18 protein-coding genes are annotated in these 15,817 nt (G+C 65.1%); 14 read left to right on the top strand and 4 right to left on the bottom strand.

Going from position 1 to position 15,817, the window contains the following annotated elements:
• A partial coding sequence (locus Q7T45_RS02605) for a DUF3382 domain-containing protein (protein WP_304867215.1) occupies positions 1–996 on the bottom strand: 996 nt, incomplete at its 3' end.
• Positions 996–1,913, bottom strand: coding sequence for a branched-chain amino acid ABC transporter permease LivH (locus tag Q7T45_RS02600; protein ID WP_304867212.1), 918 nt, complete (start codon positions 1,911–1,913; stop codon positions 996–998). The genes Q7T45_RS02600 and Q7T45_RS02605, both read right to left, overlap by 1 nt.
• A gap of 269 nt (positions 1,914–2,182) precedes the next feature.
• Between Q7T45_RS02600 and Q7T45_RS02595 the strand changes: the two genes are divergently transcribed.
• Together Q7T45_RS02595 and Q7T45_RS02590 are read left to right on the top strand one after the other, a co-directional pair.
• Positions 2,183–2,359 carry a hypothetical protein gene (locus Q7T45_RS02595; RefSeq protein WP_304867209.1) on the top strand — a complete coding sequence of 59 codons (177 nt, stop codon included), beginning with the start codon at positions 2,183–2,185 and terminating at the stop codon, positions 2,357–2,359.
• A 261-nt stretch (positions 2,360–2,620) separates the two neighbouring features.
• Positions 2,621–3,148, top strand: a complete 528-nt coding sequence (locus Q7T45_RS02590) for a hypothetical protein (protein WP_304867206.1) — start codon at positions 2,621–2,623, stop codon at positions 3,146–3,148.
• Between the two features lie 182 nt (positions 3,149–3,330).
• Here Q7T45_RS02590 and pcaD read toward each other — a convergent pair whose 3' ends face one another.
• Positions 3,331–4,113, bottom strand: coding sequence for a 3-oxoadipate enol-lactonase (gene pcaD, locus Q7T45_RS02585; RefSeq protein ID WP_304867203.1), 783 nt, complete (start codon positions 4,111–4,113; stop codon positions 3,331–3,333).
• 197 nt (positions 4,114–4,310) lie between these two features.
• On the opposite strand from pcaD, the gene Q7T45_RS02580 reads away from it, so the two are divergent.
• The 11 genes from Q7T45_RS02580 to Q7T45_RS02530 all read left to right on the top strand — a co-directional run bounded on the left by Q7T45_RS02580 (position 4,311) and on the right by Q7T45_RS02530 (position 13,970).
• Positions 4,311–4,757 (top strand): CoxG family protein, encoded by a 447-nt coding sequence (locus tag Q7T45_RS02580; RefSeq protein WP_304867199.1) that lies wholly within the window; start codon positions 4,311–4,313, stop codon positions 4,755–4,757.
• A gap of 429 nt (positions 4,758–5,186) precedes the next feature.
• Positions 5,187–5,672 carry a (2Fe-2S)-binding protein gene (locus tag Q7T45_RS02575; protein WP_304867196.1) on the top strand — a complete coding sequence of 162 codons (486 nt, stop codon included), beginning with the start codon at positions 5,187–5,189 and terminating at the stop codon, positions 5,670–5,672.
• Positions 5,673–5,704: 32 nt separating this feature from the next.
• On the top strand, positions 5,705–6,526 hold the full coding sequence (locus Q7T45_RS02570; protein ID WP_304867193.1) for a xanthine dehydrogenase family protein subunit M: 822 nt from the start codon (positions 5,705–5,707) through the stop codon (positions 6,524–6,526).
• A 36-nt stretch (positions 6,527–6,562) separates the two neighbouring features.
• Entirely contained in the window at positions 6,563–7,471 is a 909-nt protein-coding gene (locus Q7T45_RS02565; RefSeq protein WP_304867190.1) for a MoxR family ATPase, read from the top strand.
• Between the two features lie 219 nt (positions 7,472–7,690).
• Positions 7,691–8,890, top strand: a complete 1,200-nt coding sequence (locus Q7T45_RS02560) for a VWA domain-containing protein (RefSeq protein WP_304867187.1) — start codon at positions 7,691–7,693, stop codon at positions 8,888–8,890.
• A gap of 11 nt (positions 8,891–8,901) precedes the next feature.
• Positions 8,902–9,231 (top strand): XdhC family protein, encoded by a 330-nt coding sequence (locus Q7T45_RS02555; protein ID WP_079571460.1) that lies wholly within the window; start codon positions 8,902–8,904, stop codon positions 9,229–9,231.
• The gene (locus Q7T45_RS02550) at positions 9,228–9,929 is read left to right on the top strand and encodes an XdhC family protein (RefSeq protein WP_304867179.1); all 702 of its coding nucleotides are present in this window, start codon (positions 9,228–9,230) and stop codon (positions 9,927–9,929) included. Before Q7T45_RS02555 ends, Q7T45_RS02550 begins: the two co-directional genes overlap by 4 nt.
• Positions 9,926–11,530, top strand: a complete 1,605-nt coding sequence (locus Q7T45_RS02545; RefSeq protein WP_304867177.1) for a molybdopterin-binding/glycosyltransferase family 2 protein — start codon at positions 9,926–9,928, stop codon at positions 11,528–11,530. Before Q7T45_RS02550 ends, Q7T45_RS02545 begins: the two co-directional genes overlap by 4 nt.
• Before the next feature lie 205 nt (positions 11,531–11,735).
• Positions 11,736–12,125, top strand: a complete 390-nt coding sequence (locus tag Q7T45_RS02540; protein ID WP_304867218.1) for a DUF4189 domain-containing protein — start codon at positions 11,736–11,738, stop codon at positions 12,123–12,125.
• A gap of 66 nt (positions 12,126–12,191) precedes the next feature.
• Positions 12,192–12,602, top strand: coding sequence for a DUF2000 domain-containing protein (locus Q7T45_RS02535; protein WP_304867175.1), 411 nt, complete (start codon positions 12,192–12,194; stop codon positions 12,600–12,602).
• 87 nt (positions 12,603–12,689) lie between these two features.
• Positions 12,690–13,970: an alpha-glucosidase/alpha-galactosidase gene (locus Q7T45_RS02530; RefSeq protein ID WP_304867172.1), complete on the top strand. Its 1,281-nt coding sequence runs from the start codon at positions 12,690–12,692 to the stop codon at positions 13,968–13,970.
• A 97-nt stretch (positions 13,971–14,067) separates the two neighbouring features.
• Here Q7T45_RS02530 and Q7T45_RS02525 read toward each other — a convergent pair whose 3' ends face one another.
• Complete coding sequence (locus Q7T45_RS02525) at positions 14,068–14,790, bottom strand: class I SAM-dependent methyltransferase (protein ID WP_304867169.1); 723 nt, start codon at positions 14,788–14,790, stop codon at positions 14,068–14,070.
• 136 nt (positions 14,791–14,926) lie between these two features.
• Between Q7T45_RS02525 and Q7T45_RS02520 the strand changes: the two genes are divergently transcribed.
• On the top strand, positions 14,927–15,388 hold the full coding sequence (locus Q7T45_RS02520; protein WP_304867166.1) for an Rrf2 family transcriptional regulator: 462 nt from the start codon (positions 14,927–14,929) through the stop codon (positions 15,386–15,388).
• Positions 15,389–15,817: the final 429 nt, after the last annotated feature.

Genomic DNA, 15,817 nt, shown 5'->3' with positions numbered 1-15,817 from the left:
GCCGGTCGCGAATGCCGTGAGTTTTGTCGTTGTCGTGTTGATGCCGAGCGCGCGGCAGGCGACCTCGTCCTCGCGCAGCGCTTCCCAGGCGCGGCCGATCGGCAGGCGGCGCAGCCGGATCGTCACCCAGTTGGTGAGCAGCGCCAGTGCCAGGATCAGATAGAACAGAAACACGATGCGGTGGGTGGTGGAGAATTCGATGCCGAGCCTGGCCGCAAGCCCGTCATCGCCAGGCGTCAGCGGAATGCCGAAGAAGGACGGCCGGGGAATCCCGGTGACGCCGTTCGGGCCGCCGGTCAGGCTTTGCCAGTTGATGATGACGAGCCGGATGATCTCGCCGAACGCCAGCGTGACGATGGCGAGATAGTCGCCGCGCAGCCGCAACACCGGAAATCCCAGCAGCACGCCGCAGAACGCCGCGAGAATCCCGGCCAGCGGCAAACAGATCCAGAATGAAAATCCAAAGTTGGTCGCCAGCAGCGCGTAGGAATAGGCGCCGACGGCATAGAACGCGACATAGCCGAGATCGAGCAGGCCGGCGAGGCCGACCACCACGTTCAGTCCCCATCCCAGCATCACATAGGTCAGCACCAGGATGCCGAGATCGAGAATGTAGCGCTCGTTGTAGAAGATCACCGGCACCAGAAAGGTGAACACCAGCAGCACCGGCGCGATGCCGCGCCGCGCGACGGCGAGGCCGCTCGCCACCGACGGCGGCACGATCCTGACGGTGCCGACCGGTCCCCACCACTGCCGCAGCAACTCGACCACGATGCTGCCGCCGAACACGGTCGCGACCATGGCGGCGAGATCGCCGAACCGTGCCAGATAGGTGAGCTGGCCGTCGGGACCCGCTTCGGTACGGACGCCGATCATCAGCGAAAACAGCACCAGCGCCACCAGGGCGCTGATCAGGGCTTTCTTGAAGATGAAGGCTGCGCCGGGCGCGGGCGATACGGCCGATGAAGGGGCTGCGGATGCGCTCACGCCGGCCATCAGACTTTTTCGACTTCGGGACGGCCGAGCAGGCCGGTCGGCATGAAGATCAGCACCACGATCAGGATCGAGAACGCGGCGACGTCCTTGTATTCGACCGAGAAATACGCCGACCACAAGGTCTCGATCAGCCCGATCAGGAGTCCGCCGAGCATCGCGCCGGGCAGCGAGCCGATGCCGCCGAGCACGGCGGCGGTGAAGGCCTTGATGCCCGCGACAAAGCCCATGAAGAAATCGACCTGGCCGTAATAGAGCAGGTACATCATGCCGGCGACGGCGGCCAGCGCCGCGCCAATGACGAACGTCATGGAGATGGTGCGATCGACATCGACCCCGAGCAGCGACGCCATGGTCTGGTCCTGTTCGCAGGCGCGCATGTCGCGGCCGAGCCGGGTCCGCGCCACCAGCCAGGTGAACAGCGCCAGCAGCACGATGGTGGTAATCACCACGATGATCTGAACATTGGACAGCCGCACCACGAAGCCGTCGGCGCCCTCATGCAGCGTGTAGCCGCCGGTGATGATCGGCGGCACCGGCTTGACCCGCGCGCCCTGCGCGATCTGCGAATAATTGGTCAGCACGAACGACATGCCGATCGCCGACAGCATCGGGGCGAGGCGGAACGAGTGCCGCAGCGGCCGGTAGGCGATGCGCTCCACCGTCCAGCCGTACAGCGCCGTGATCAGCATCGCGACCAGCAGCACGATCAGCAGGATCACGGGAACGAAGGTGAGGCCGAACGAGACCAGGATCAGGAACGAGATCAGCGCGATGAAGCCGCCGATCATGAAAATATCGCCATGGGCGAAATTGATCATGCCGACGATGCCATAGACCATGGTGTAGCCGATGGCGATCAGGCCATAGATCGAGCCGAGCACGAGGCCGTTGATGAGTTGCTGGGAGAAATAATCCATGCGCTGCCGTTGTTTGGATGACGCGGCGGTGGCCCCGGCAGCCGGTACGCCGCGTCGTGTCATTTTCTAACAGCAAGGAACCGGGTGCGGCAACAGCGCGGGGGGCGGCCGAATGGGCTTGTACATGGGTCATTTTGAAGCCGGGGTTCCCGCCGCCACAGCAGCGACAAGCCTCCGCCATGCAATGATCCCGCCGGAACCGGGTTTCCCGTGCAACCCGACCGGGCCCTGCAAGTTGTCCAGCCGTTGCGTCAACAACGGAGACCCCGATGACCAAACAGAACCCAAATCCCGGCCAGCAGAACCAGGCCCCGGGCCAGCAGAATCAGAACCCGGGACAGAAGCCCGGCCAACAGCAGGGCGGTGGCCAGAAGCCTGGCCAGCAGCAGCAGGATCCGGGCCGTCAGGGCCAGAAGCCGAACCCGGACCAGAGGGCAGGTCACTAGTTCTGACCTGAACGAGCGAGAGCTTGGGAGATCGAAGGAAAGGTCCCGCCGGAAGGCGGGACTTTTTTGTTTGGGGCACACTCTCCGCGTCGTCCCGGCGTTCGCCGGGACGACAAGCTGCGTTTTCGCCGGTACTCTGCTACGCCAATCCGGCCGTTAAGGTAAACAAAGGGTTTAAATTGCCCGCCGCAGTTTAAGGGGGTTACCTCGCCGCAAGCCGCCGCTCCGGTCCGGAGCGCATGCGGAAATGCGGGAAGCGACATGTCCACAAACTGGCGGATCAGTTCATTCAACGGGGCGCTGCTGGCGGCCTATTTCATCCCGACCTGGACCATCGTCGCGTTCAAGATCATCATCTCGCCGATCCACGGCCTCTATGAGCGTCCGAACATCTCGGTCGCGCTGTTCATCAGCGATTATCTGCAGCTGGCGGCGGTGAACACGGTTCGCTTCGCCTGGCTGCTGGCGCTCGGCAAGCTTACCGTCGTGGCATTCTTTGCGGTGTTCGTGGTTCTCATCACCCGCGCCTCGATCCGCAAGACCGGCGGCTGCGACGAGGCGCTCGGCATCGCGCTGGCGATCGGCAGCCTGATCAGTTTCGCCAGCATGGTGCTGGCCTCGCAGGTCGGCGAGAGCGCAGCCCTTCGGCTGCATGCGACCGAGCTGTTGCTGCTGCTCGGCACTGCCATCGTGCTGGTGGTCGAACGTCCGGCTCTGCCGCAGGTCGAGCGCAGTGCGCCGTCATCGGACCTGTCGCTTCAGCATCCGCGAATTCTGGATAACGCCTGAGGCCATCCTTCGAGACGGCCACTTCTCGGCGCTCCTCCCCGCTCCCTCATGGTGAGGAGCGCGTCGGGGAGCGCTCTTGCGCTCCGCGGCGCGCGTCTCGAACCATCTGGCACATTTGCTGCTGCCATCCTTCGAGACGCCGCGCGAAGCGCGCGCGGCTCCTCAGGATGAGGTTTTGCGTTTTAGCGCTGCGTCAAAAACCCGACCACGGCGTCGGTGAAGGCGTGCGACTGTTCGACGTTGGAAATATGCGCTGCGTCGAGAATCGTTAAGCTGGCTCCCGGAATCTGGCTGCGGATGAACTCGCCGGCTGCCACCGGAGTCGACGTGTCGTGGCGCCCGGCGATGACAAGCGTCGGGCTCTTGATCTTCGGCAACAGCGCGCGCTGGTCGAGGGTAGCAAGCGCTTCGCAGCAGGCGATATAGCCCTGCACCGGGGTAGCCAGCAGCATGGCCTTCACGTTCGCCGTGACCTGCGGCTCGCGTTCGCGGAAATCGGCGGTCAGCCAGGCCGCGATGACGGTGTCGGCGATGGCGGCGATGCCGCCTTCCTGCACCGCCTTGATGCGGTTGTGCCAATTGGTCGGATCGGGGTAATGGCAGGCGGTGTTGGCGAGAATGATCTTGCCGAATCGCTCCGGGGCGTTGGCGCCCAGCCACTGTCCGACCATGCCGCCCATCGACAATCCGCACCAGTGCACCTTCTCGATGTTGAGGTCATCGAGAATCGCCAGCACGTCGCGGCCGAAGCGCTCCATCGAGTAGGGGCCCGGCGGCACGCTGGATTTGCCATGGCCGCGCCGGTCATAGCGGATCACCCGGAACAGCTGGGTGAGCGCCTTCATCTGCGGCTCCCACATCTGCAAGGTACAGCCCAGCGAATTCGACAACATCAGGGTCGGACCGCCATCGCGGCCCTCGACGGACACATTGAGCAGGCAACCATCGGCATCGATCATCGGCATCTTGAATTCCTCGTCACCTGCGCGACCTAACCATTTCCGGCCTTGCTCTGCCAATCCCAAAGGTCAGGCGCAAGTCTGGCCTGCCAAGTGTGCTGCGTTGCGAATATGCATCGCTCATCGCCATCCCGCCCTTCCTTTTGGGCCTGCCGTGCTTTACTTGGGGGATAACGGGCGAAGCGATCCAGGGAGGCTCCACCATGGCCATGACGATGAACGGCGAAGTCCAGCTCGCGGCGCCGCGCGAGGCCGTGTGGACCAAGTTGAACGATCCGGAAGTGCTGAAGGCCTGCATCCCCGGCTGCGAGGAGCTGGAGAAAACCGAGGACAACGGTTTTCGGGCGGTCGCCAAGATGAAAGTCGGCCCGGTCTCGGCCCGCTTCAAGGGCCGGGTGACGCTCAGCGATCTCGACCCGCCGAACGGCTACAAGATCTCGGGCGAGGGCGAGGGCGGGGTCGCCGGCTTCGCCAAGGGTGGCGCCACCGTGGCGCTGGCCGACAAGGACGGAGGCACGCTGTTGACCTATAATGTCGAGGCACAGATCGGCGGCAAGCTGGCTCAGCTCGGCCAGCGCCTGATCAACGGATCGGCCAAGAAGCTGGCCGATGAATTTTTCGCCAACTTCGCCAAGGCGGTGCAGGGCTAGCGGCCACTTCACAAGAGAGTGTGCTCTTCTTCTCCCCTCCACCCGCTGCGTCCGCCGAAGCCTCTTGGCGAAGGCGGGCGAAGCGGCGGGGAGGGGTCGGGGGTGGGGGGTCTACCAGCGCTACAGCTCGCAGCGAGTTTGCCGCACTACCCCCCACCCCCGACCCCTCCCCACCACGCGCAAGGGCGCGTGGGGGGAGGGGAGTGAAGAGCATCGTGACGCGACGTGTCTCGAAGGATGGGCAGCAATCCCGATTCTTGATTCCGGGTAGTAGCCACCCCAAAGCCCCGATAAGTCATGTCGGGCCATGTCCCAGATGGGTGGCTCCCGAGGTTGCTCATTGCCGGGATGGCCCATATTATGGGTTTGGAATGATTTTAATGACTGCGCCGCCGTGCAATGCAGCAGCGCAGATGAAGAGAGTGCTGAATGGCCAAGATCTCGCTTATTGTGAACGGCAATCCCGTCAACGCCAACATCGACCCCCGCACCCTGCTGGTGCAGTTCCTGCGCGAGAATCTGCGCCTGACCGGCACCCATGTCGGCTGCGACACCTCGCAATGCGGCGCCTGCGTCGTGCATCTCGACGGCAAGGCGGTCAAGGCCTGCACCACCCTGGCTGTGATGGCTGACGGCCACGAGGTCAGGACCATCGAGGGCCTGGCCGCCGATGGCGCGCCGCTGCATCCGATGCAGGAGGCGTTCCGCGAGCACCACGGCCTGCAATGCGGTTTCTGCACCCCCGGCATGATTATGACCGCGGTCGACCTGGTTCACCGCAAGGGCCATGACCTAAGCGACCACACCATCCGCGAAGAGCTCGAAGGCAATCTCTGCCGCTGCACCGGTTACCAGAACATCGTTCTGTCGATCGCGGCCGGCGCCAAGGCGATGGCGAAGTCCGACCTCGCATAACGCACGTCCCGCACGGCGATCAGGAAACTCTCATGTACGAATTTAGATATCATCGTCCGGCGACGGTTCGACAGGCCGCCAATCTGTTGCTGAAGAATGAAGACGCCAAGGTGATCGCCGGTGGCCACACGCTGCTGCCGGTCATGAAGCAGCGGCTCGCCAGCCCGCCGCATCTGGTCGACCTCAGCCATATCGAGGGGCTTGACGGCATCGAGATGAAGGGCCGCTCGCTGGTGATCGGCGCCACCGCCACCCACAACATGGTGGCTACGTCCGCCATCGTCGGCGAGGCGATTCCCGCGCTGGCTGAACTGGCCGGCCTGATCGGCGATCCCGCGGTGCGCCACAAGGGCACCATCGGCGGATCGCTCGCCAACAACGATCCGACCGCCGACTATCCCGCGGCGTGTCTCGCGCTCGGCGCCACCATCGTCACCAACAAGCGCCGCCTCAAGCCGGAAGAATTCTTCCAGGGCCTGTTCACGACCTCGCTGGAGAGCGACGAGATCATCACCAGGGTGATGTTCCCGGTGCCGAAGAAGGCCGCCTACATCAAGTTCCGCAACCAGGCCTCGCGCTACGCGCTGGTCGGGGTGTTCGTCGCCAAGCGTCCGTCGGATGTCCGCGTCGCCGTCACCGGCGCCGGCTCCGAAGGCGTGTTCCGCGTCACCTCGTTCGAGGAAGCCCTGAAGAAGCGCTTCTCGCATAAGGCGCTCGACGGCTTGACGGTGCCGGCCGACGGCTTGAACAGCGACCTGCACGGCAGCGCCGAATATCGCGCCCATCTGATCGCGGTGCTGGCGCGTCGCGCTGTCGAAGCCGCGACCGCAAAGCCTGATGTTTCCGTTGCCTGACGCATCCAGGCTGGCTTTGCAAAGGCTGGTTCTCACATGACCGCAACGGCGCTGCCAACCTCCGTCGACGCGATGCTCGAACTCTTGACCTCGCGCGGCTACCTCGCGGAGCGTTCGCTGGCGACGGTGACGTATCTGTCCTTGCGGATGGGCCGGCCGCTGTTCCTCGAAGGCGAGGCCGGCGTCGGCAAGACCGAAATTGCAAAAGTGCTGTCGGCGGCGCTGGGGCGCAGGCTGATCCGGCTGCAATGCTACGAGGGCCTCGACGTCGCCTCCTCGGTCTACGAGTGGAACAGCGCGGCGCAGATGATCGCGATCCGGCTCGCCGAAGCCGCCGGCGATACCGACCGCGACCAGCTTTCCAGCGACATCTTCGCCGAGCGCTATCTGATCAAGCGGCCGCTGCTGCAGGCGCTGGAGCCCGACGTAGCCGGTCCGCCGGTGCTGCTGATCGACGAGCTCGACCGCGCCGACGAGGCGTTCGAGGCCTATCTGCTGGAAATCCTCAGCGATTTCCAGGTCACGATCCCCGAATTCGGCACCATCAAGGCGCCGCACCCGCCGATCGTCATCATCACCTCGAACCGGACCCGCGAGATTCACGACGCGCTGAAGCGCCGCTGCCTCTATCACTGGGTGGATTATCCCAATGCCGAGCGCGAACTGGCGATCGTCAAGTCACGGGTGCCCGGCATCTCGGCAAAACTGTCGCAGCAGGTCGTCCGCTTCGTGCAGGCGCTGCGCGATCAGGATTTCTACAAATCGCCCGGCGTCGCCGAGACCATCGACTGGGCCACCGCGCTGACCGAACTCGACGCGCGGTCGCTGACCCCGCAGGTGGTCGGCGACACCCTCGGCGCGCTGTTGAAATACCAGGACGACATCGCGCGGATGCAAGGCGACACGCTGCAAAAGGTCTTGAAGGAAGCGACGAGCGAGAACTAGGCGACGGCAGAGAGGCAGCCGCGGTGCGCTCCCTCTCCCGCTCTTGCGGGGGAGGGCCGGGGTGGGGGCTCTCTCCGGTTGCTCGATTAACGAAGTCTGGCACTGGCTGGCACAGCGACTGCACCTCGAACAGTGTAAGCGTTGAGGCAGCCCCCACCCCGACCCTCCCCCGCAAGCGGGAGAGGGGGCGCACCGATCGCGTGAGAGAGTAGGGACTCAATGCCCATCAATCACCTCAATCCTCCCACCGGCCAAATGGCAGACAACGTCGTCGGCTTCGCCCGCGCGTTGCGCGCCGCCGGGATTCCGGTCGGTCCCGGCGCCGTGATCGATGCGCTGAACGCGCTGCAGGTGATCGAGATCGGCCACCGCGCCGACGTCTTCACCACGCTGGAAGCCATCTTCGTCAAGCGCCACGAGCACGCGCTGATTTTCGCCCAGGCCTTCGACCTGTTCTTCCGCGCCGCGGAGGAATGGAAGCACATGCTGGATTCGGTGCCGCTGCCGGATCACGCCAAGAAGAAGCCGCCGCCGGCGTCGCGCCGGGTCCAGGAAGCGCTGTCGCAGCCGCAGACCACCGAGATGCCGCAGGCCCAGGAGCAGGAACTGCGGCTCTCCGTGTCCGACAAGGAAATCCTGCAGAAAAAGGACTTTGCGCAGATGAGTGCGGCCGAGATCGCGCAGGTCACCCGCGCCATTGCGCAGATGCGGTTGCCGCAGGCCGAATTGCGTACCCGCCGCTACCAGCCCGACGCGCGCGGCCTGCGGCTCGACATGCGCCGCACCCTGCGCGGATCGCTGCGCACCGGCGGCGACATCATCGACATCCACCGACTCGGGCGGATCGACAAGCCGGCGCCGATCGTGGCGCTGCTGGATATATCGGGATCGATGAGCGAATACACGCGGCTGTTCCTGCATTTCCTGCATGCCATCACCGACGCGCGCAAGCGCGTCTCGGTGTTCCTGTTCGGCACGCGGCTGACCAATGTGACGCGAAGCCTGCGGGCGCGCGATCCCGACGAGGCGCTGGCGAGCTGTTCCTCCACGGTGGAGGACTGGGCCGGCGGCACCCGCATCGGCACCTCGCTGCACACCTTCAACAAATTGTGGGGCCGCCGCGTGCTCGGGCAGGGCGCCATCGTGCTCTTGATCTCCGACGGGCTGGAGCGCGAGGCCGACGCCAAGCTGGCGTTCGAGATGGACCGGCTGCACCGTTCCTGCCGCCGCCTGATCTGGCTCAACCCCCTGCTGCGCTTCGGCGGCTTCGAGGCCAAGGCGCAGGGCATCAAAATGATGCTGCCGCATGTTGACGAATTCCGTCCGGTACATAATTTGAGTTCGATCGAGGGACTGATATCGGCGCTGTCCTCGGCGCCCCCGCCGCACCACCGCAGCCTGATCAGATCCGCAGCTTGAAAGAGGCTCCCATGCTCAATCGCGACGAAGATATTCTGAAAGCGGCTGAGGACTGGCAGAAGGCCGGCCACGGGGTGGCACTGGCGACCGTGGTCGAGACCTGGGGCTCGGCGCCGCGGCCCGCGGGCTCCAGCCTGGTCATCAACGATGATGGCACGTTTCTGGGCTCGGTGTCCGGCGGCTGCGTCGAGGGCGCCGTCGTCACCGAGGCGCTCGACGTGATCGCCAGCGGCAAGCCGAAGATGCTGGAGTTCGGCGTCGCCGACGAGACCGCCTGGAATGTCGGGCTGTCCTGCGGCGGCACCATCCGTGTGTTCGTCGAGAAAGTGGGCCAGTCGTGAAGCTCGAAACCCTCAAGACGGTCAATGCCGAGCGCGCCGCGCGCCGGCCGGTCATCGTCGTCACCGATACCGACAATGGCGAGCAACGGCTGGTCAAGGCCGCCGACATCGCCGCTGACCCTCTGCGCGCCGAACTCTCAAAGCAGCTGCGGATGGGCAAGAGCGGCACGGTCGAAGTCGGCGGCAAGAAACTGTTTCTCAATGTCTATGCGCCCACCGCCAAACTCGTGATCGTCGGCGCGGTCCATATCAGCCAGGCGCTGGCGCCGCTGGCGCGCTCGCTGGACTACGACGTGACGGTGGTGGATCCGCGCACGGCGTTCGCCAGCCCAGAGCGGTTTCCCGATGTGCCGCTGATCGCGGAATGGCCCGACGTGGCGCTGCCGCCGCTCAACATCGACCACTACACCGCCTTCGTGGCGCTGACGCATGATCCCAAGATCGACGACCCGGCGCTGCTGCACGCGTTCGCGCGCGACTGCTTCTATATCGGCGCGCTCGGCTCGCGAAAGACCCACGCCAAGCGCGGCGAGCGGCTGAAGGCGCAGGGCGCCAAGGACGCCGACATCGCCCGCATTCACGCGCCGATCGGGCTCGCAATCGGCGCGGTGTCGCCGTCGGAGATCGCGGTCTCCATCATGGCCGAGATCACCGCGCAGCTTCGGCTCCCCGCCAAAGAAAAAGAACAGGCGGCATGAAGTTCGGTCCCGCCAGTCCGGCCGACGCGGTCGGCGGCGTCACCGTCCACACCCTGCGCCAGGGATCGCTGGTGCTGAAGAAGGGCACCACGATCGGCACCGCCGAAGTCGCGGCGCTCGACAAGGCCGGCGTCAAGGAAATCGTCGTGGTGCGGCTGGAGCCCGGCGACGTCTCCGAAGACGTCGCCGCCGCCAGCATCGCGCAGGCGGTCGCCGGCGACGGCGTCAATGTCGAGCGCGCCTTTACCGGCCGTGCCAATCTGTTCGCCGCCAAGGCCGGCGTGCTGGTGGTGGACCGCGCCAGGGTCGACCGTATCAACGCCGTCGACGAAGCCATCACCTTCGCCACGCTCGCCGCCTTCAAGCCGGTGGTCGAAGGCGAGATGATCGCCACGGTCAAGATCATTCCGTTCGGCGTCGAAGGCGCGTTGCGCGATGCGGCGGTTCAGGCTGCCAGCGGCGGCGGGCTGCGGGTCGCGCCCTATCAAATAAAGCGCGTCGGCATCGTCTCGACCTTGCTGCCGGGGCTGGCGCCGAAGGTGATCGAGAAGACGCTGCGGGTCACAGCGGAACGGCTGGCGCCCGCCGGTGCCACCATTATGGCCGAGCGCCGCGTGCCGCATGACGAAGCGGCATTGGCGGCTTCGATCAGGGAATTGCTCGGGCTCGGCGCCGAGCTCGTCATCGTGTTCGGCGCGTCCGCGATCGCCGACCGCCGCGACGTGATTCCGGCTGCCATCACCGGCATCGGGGGTTCGATCGAGCATTTCGGCATGCCGGTCGATCCCGGCAATCTGCTGCTGATCGGCAATGCCGGCGGCGTCCCGGTGCTGGGCGCGCCGGGCTGCGCGCGCTCGCCGGTGGAGAACGGGTTCGACTGGGTGCTGATGCGCCTCTTGGCCGAGCTCAAGGTCACCCGCGCCGAGCTCACCGGCATGGGCGTCGGCGGTCTCCTGATGGAAATCGTGACCCGGCCGCAGCCGCGCGCACCTGTCGGCCCGGATGGCAACCGCAACGTAACAGCCGTCATCCTCGCGGCCGGGCGTTCCACCCGGATGGGCGGTCCCAACAAGCTGCTGGCCGAACTCGGCGGCAAGACACTGGTGCGGACCGTGACCGAGCAGGCGCTGGCCTCGAAGGCCTCCAGCGTGGTGGTCGTGACCGGTCACCAGGCCGGACAGGTCGAACAGGCATTGAGCGGCCTGAACGTGACATTCGCGCGCAATCCCGATTTTGCCGGGGGCCTCGCCAGTTCGGTCAAGGCCGGCATCGCCGCGGTGCCTGGGGATGCCGACGGTGCGGTGATCTGTCTCGGCGACATGCCGCTGATCTCGGCCGACCTGATTGATCGCCTGATCGAGACCTTTGCGCCCGACCGCGGCAGCCTGATCGCGGTGCCCGTCAGCGACGGCCGGCGCGGCAATCCGGTGCTGTGGTCGCGCCGCTTCTTCAATGAATTGATGACGCTGGACGGCGATATCGGCGCCCGCCATTTGATCGCCAAACACGGCGAGGCGGTGGCCGAAGTCCCGGTCGAGGGCCGCGGCGCCTTCCTCGACATCGACACCCCGCAGGCGCTGGAGGAAGCGCAGCGGGGGTAAAAACGTAGGGTGGGCAAAGGCGCTCTTCGCGCCGTGCCCACCATTCGTCCTCCGCGCAAATGATGGTGGGCACGCCAACGGGCGCGCGTTCGCGCGACCGTTAGCTTTGCCCACCCTACGGATCCGCAATTCAACCTCTCGTTCACCAAGTCGAAACATCCGATGAGGTAGATTCCCCCGGATTGCCTCGGGGGAGGGGACCTTGATCGTTTCGACTGTCGTCGCGCAACGCCGTGCGCTGTTCATTCTGGCGCTGACTTTGGTGGTCGGCGCAACGCGCTTCGCCACCGAAAGCTGGGCGGCCGGCGCCTTCGCGGTCGGCAAATGCGGCGCCTATGGCCAGGCCTACGACTACCCGGCGGAAGCCGCCGCCCGCGCCGCGGCGCTGAAGCAGTGCAAGGGCGACTGCACCGCGGTGACCATGAAGCGCGCCTGCGCGGCTTTCGCGGTCGACATGGCCAATCCCTGCGGCGCCCACGGCTACGCCGTCAAGCCGAAGATTTCGAGTTCGCTCAACGCCGCGACCAAAAAATGCTACGAATTCGGCGGCAAGGAATGCGTGATCCGCGCCTGGGCCTGCGACGCCAAGGGCTGATTCCCATTGATCGTCATTCCGGGTTCGCGTCTTCGACGCGCCCCGGAATGACGTCGGAGTAAAGCCATGCAATTCGACACCAAGATCGCGGTCGTGATCCGGACCGACCTCGAGGCGTGGCAGAAGCTGAACGTCGCGGCGTTTCTGACCTCAGGGATTGCCGCCGCCTTTCCCGAATGCATCGGCGAGCCCTATGCCGACGGTTCGGGCACCCCCTATCTGTCGCTGATCGGCCAGCCGATCCTGATCTATGGCGCCGACCGGCCGCAGTTGTCCCGCGCGCTGGAGCGCGCGCTGGCGCGCAACGTAAAGCCGGCCGTCTATACCGAGGACATGTTTAGGACCACGCATGACGCCGCCAACCGCGAGGCGGTGCGGGCGGTGATCCGCGCCGAGCTCAACCTGGTCGGGCTCGCCATGCGCGCCGAGCGCAAGGTGATTGACAAGATCGTCGACGAGCTGAAGTTTCACAGCTGATCCAGATCAAGCCGACGCCGCTGTCCTGTGTCGTATTGGCTGGACCGGCCTGAACGGCTGGCAGTTCGGGGCTGGGGGGAAACGAACATGACGGCGGTGACCAAAATCGTCTTTCTCGGCGCAACCAGCGCCTCGTTCGGCATCAGCATATTCCGGGACCTGTTCTCCAGTCATGATCTGGCCGGCAGCACCCTGGTCATGGTCGGCAGGAACGTCGAGCGGCTGGCGCGGGCCGAGCGGCTGGCAAAACTGCTCAACGACAAATCGGGCGCGGGGTTGAAGATCGAGTCCACCACCGACTGGCGGTCTGCTCTCGACGGCGCGGCGTTCATCATCCACTCGACGGTGATCGATCGCAACCGGCTCTGGAAGCTCGATTGGGAAGTGCCGCGCAAATACGGCATCCGCCATACCCTGGGCGAGAACGGCGGCCCTGGCGGGCTGTTCTTCACGCTGCGCACCCTGCCGGTGGTGTTCGATTTCGTGCGCGAGATGGAGCGGCGCTGCCCGCAGGCGCTGTTCATCAATTTTTCCAACCCGGAAAGCCGCATCGTGCTGGCGCTCGGACAATACAGCAGGATCCGCACGGTCGGCCTCTGCCACGGAATTTTCATGGCGCGCGACGCGGTCGCCGCCATTGTCGGGCTGCCATCGGAACAGGTGGAGGTGTGGGGTGCCGGCCTCAATCACTTCCAGTGCCTGACCCAGATCCGCGACCGCGCGACCGGCGCCGACCTCTATCCGCTGCTGCGCGAAAAAGAGAGGAATTACGACCCGAAGGTCTCGCCACTGTCGCGCAATCTGTTCCGCGCCTTCGGCTACTGGCTCGGCTGCGGCGACGGCCATGTCGGTGAATACATGGCGTATGGCTGGGAAGCCGGCGAGGGCGGCTACAATTTCGAATGGGACGAAGGCGAGCGGGCGAAAACGGAAAAGACGATCGACGACGTACTGGCGGGAAGAGCGGAGATTCCGTGGTGGTGGCTGACGCCATCGGGCGAACGCGCCGTCGCCGTCATCGCGGCGGTGCTGCATGACCGCAAGCAACTGATCGAATCCGGCGTGGTCTATAATCAGAAGACGATTCCAAACCTGCCGGCCAATGCGGCCGTGGAAGTGCCTGTGATGGCGGACATCGCCGGCATTCATCCGGTTTCGCTGGGTCCGCTGCCCGACGCGGTCGCCAAGCTCATGGCCGTTCAGGTCAACGTGCAGCAACTCGCCGTCGAGGCGGCGGTGCGGGCTTCCAAGGAACTGGCGTTGCAGGCGCTGCTGATCGATCCCGTGGTGAATTCCGCGGATGCGGCGCGCCAACTTCTCGATGAACTCTGGGAAATCAACCGGCTCTATATCCGCAATTGCCTCTGATTCGGTGTTGCAGCCCATGCTTCGAGACGGCCACTTCGCGGCTTGCCCGGCATGAGGTCCGACTTGTTGAGACATCATGGCTTCATGCCGGAGGCGCTCAGGCCGGGCCTGCCGTCGCCACCCAGCCGCGGAACGAGAAGGCAGCATAGAAGAGCTCGACATCCGAGTATCCGGCCTCGCACAGCAGCACTTCCTCCTCGGTGACGGAAAGCAGGGGCAAGCGCCCCGCCATTCCCGCGGCGAAGGCCATGGCCTTCCCCCGATCGACGCTGCCGCGGTCGGCAAAGGCCGCCGAGCGCGCCAACCAGCGTTCTGCACCTCCGCCCGGCACGCTGTGATGGGCGACAACGAGGCGTGCGCCCGGCTTCAGCCGGCGATGGATGTCCTTCAACGTCAGCAGCCGCTCGCGCTTGTCGAGAAAGTGCAGCGTGAGCAGACATGCCGCTCCGTCGAACGAAACTGACGGCGCCGCATCGACGGTACCCTCGATCAGCTCGATCCGATCGTTGAACGGTTCGATATGTCGGCGGGCAAGGTCGAGCATGGCGGCGGAGGGGTCGACACCGGTAAACACCCATTCCCGCTGGGCTTCGGCCATCGCCTTCAGCTCCATGCCCCCTCCCGCACCGACCACGAGAATATGGGCCGCCGGCGGCGCCCGCTCGCCGAGGAGCAGCATCGTCATGCGATGGAGATCGGCCAGCCCCGGCACCTTCCGAGGCGTATCGTCCGCATAGGTTGCGACCATGGCCGGGTTCGAGAAGGGTCCCTGGTTCAAAGGTCCTTGGCTTTTTGTGTGGACGTCGTTCGGGGTGGACATGGGAATTCCAAGGCATGTATCAGATGGAGCCATTCATGTATCTTTAACAGATACGAATGAATCCGCGCTCCTGTCAATGATCCCGGCGATGCCTCGGGCAACGGTGACGCGCAGCGCATGATTGGAGGTTCGGGAGATGAACAGGGACACCAGACTGTCCGACGTCCTGCACGTGCTGCTGCATTTGGGGCAAGTCGAAGGGCCGGTGACCTCGGAGGTCCTGGCGAAAAGCATGGGCACCAACCCGGCCGTGTTCCGGCGGACCATGGCGGGCTTGAGGAAGGCAGGTCACGTCCAGTCCGGCAGGGGACATGGCGGCGGCTGGCGGTTGGCGCGCCCCCTGCGCCAGATCAGTCTGCTCGCCGTTTATGAAGCGCTTGGCCGGCCCAATCTCTTCGCCATTGGAAACCGCAGCGATCACCCTGATTGCCTGGTCGAAAGGAGCGTCAACGCCGCGATGGCGGACACGATGGCTCGCGCGGAAGCACTGTTCGTGGAGCGATTCAAAAAAGTAACGCTGGACACGCTTGCGCCGGGAAAGCCGGAGCCGCTTTCGGTGCACGGCCGAACCCGCCCCCGGGGCGGCGGCGGATCGTGAGCGAACACGACTGGAAATAGGTCATGCTTGTCCGCTCATTTGTGACGCGTGCCACGGCGAGCGAAATTTGATGGAAGCGATTGGGCCTGCGACAAATCAACCCGTCGGGTAAGATTTCGCTTTTCCCGAAACCCAAATCACCCCTAAGAATCCCGCCATCCTGTCCCCTTAGGAAGGGGCGTTGGCCATCGTCACCGAACGTTGGGACGGGATTGCGGTGGACGCGGCGGCATCGAGCGCGGAACGGGATTGCAGGGCGGGATAAACTCCGTGAGCGGTCCGTGGAACGTGCAGACGAGCGGTGCCGAAGCGTACGGCAAAATCGTGTGGACCTGACGCCTCAGTGGTCGGCGTCAAGTCTGCGGAAGGCAAGTCGGCCCGACCGGGCGCGGATGAGCCAGCTATCCGCAGGCGACGGAGGCGAGAAGA

The organism is Bradyrhizobium sp. (assembly GCF_030646015.1).
In the GTDB taxonomy this organism is placed as follows: Bacteria; Pseudomonadota; Alphaproteobacteria; order Rhizobiales; family Xanthobacteraceae; genus Bradyrhizobium.
Note: the sequence above shows the minus strand (reverse complement) of the source record. Positions and strands in the feature narration are given on the sequence as shown.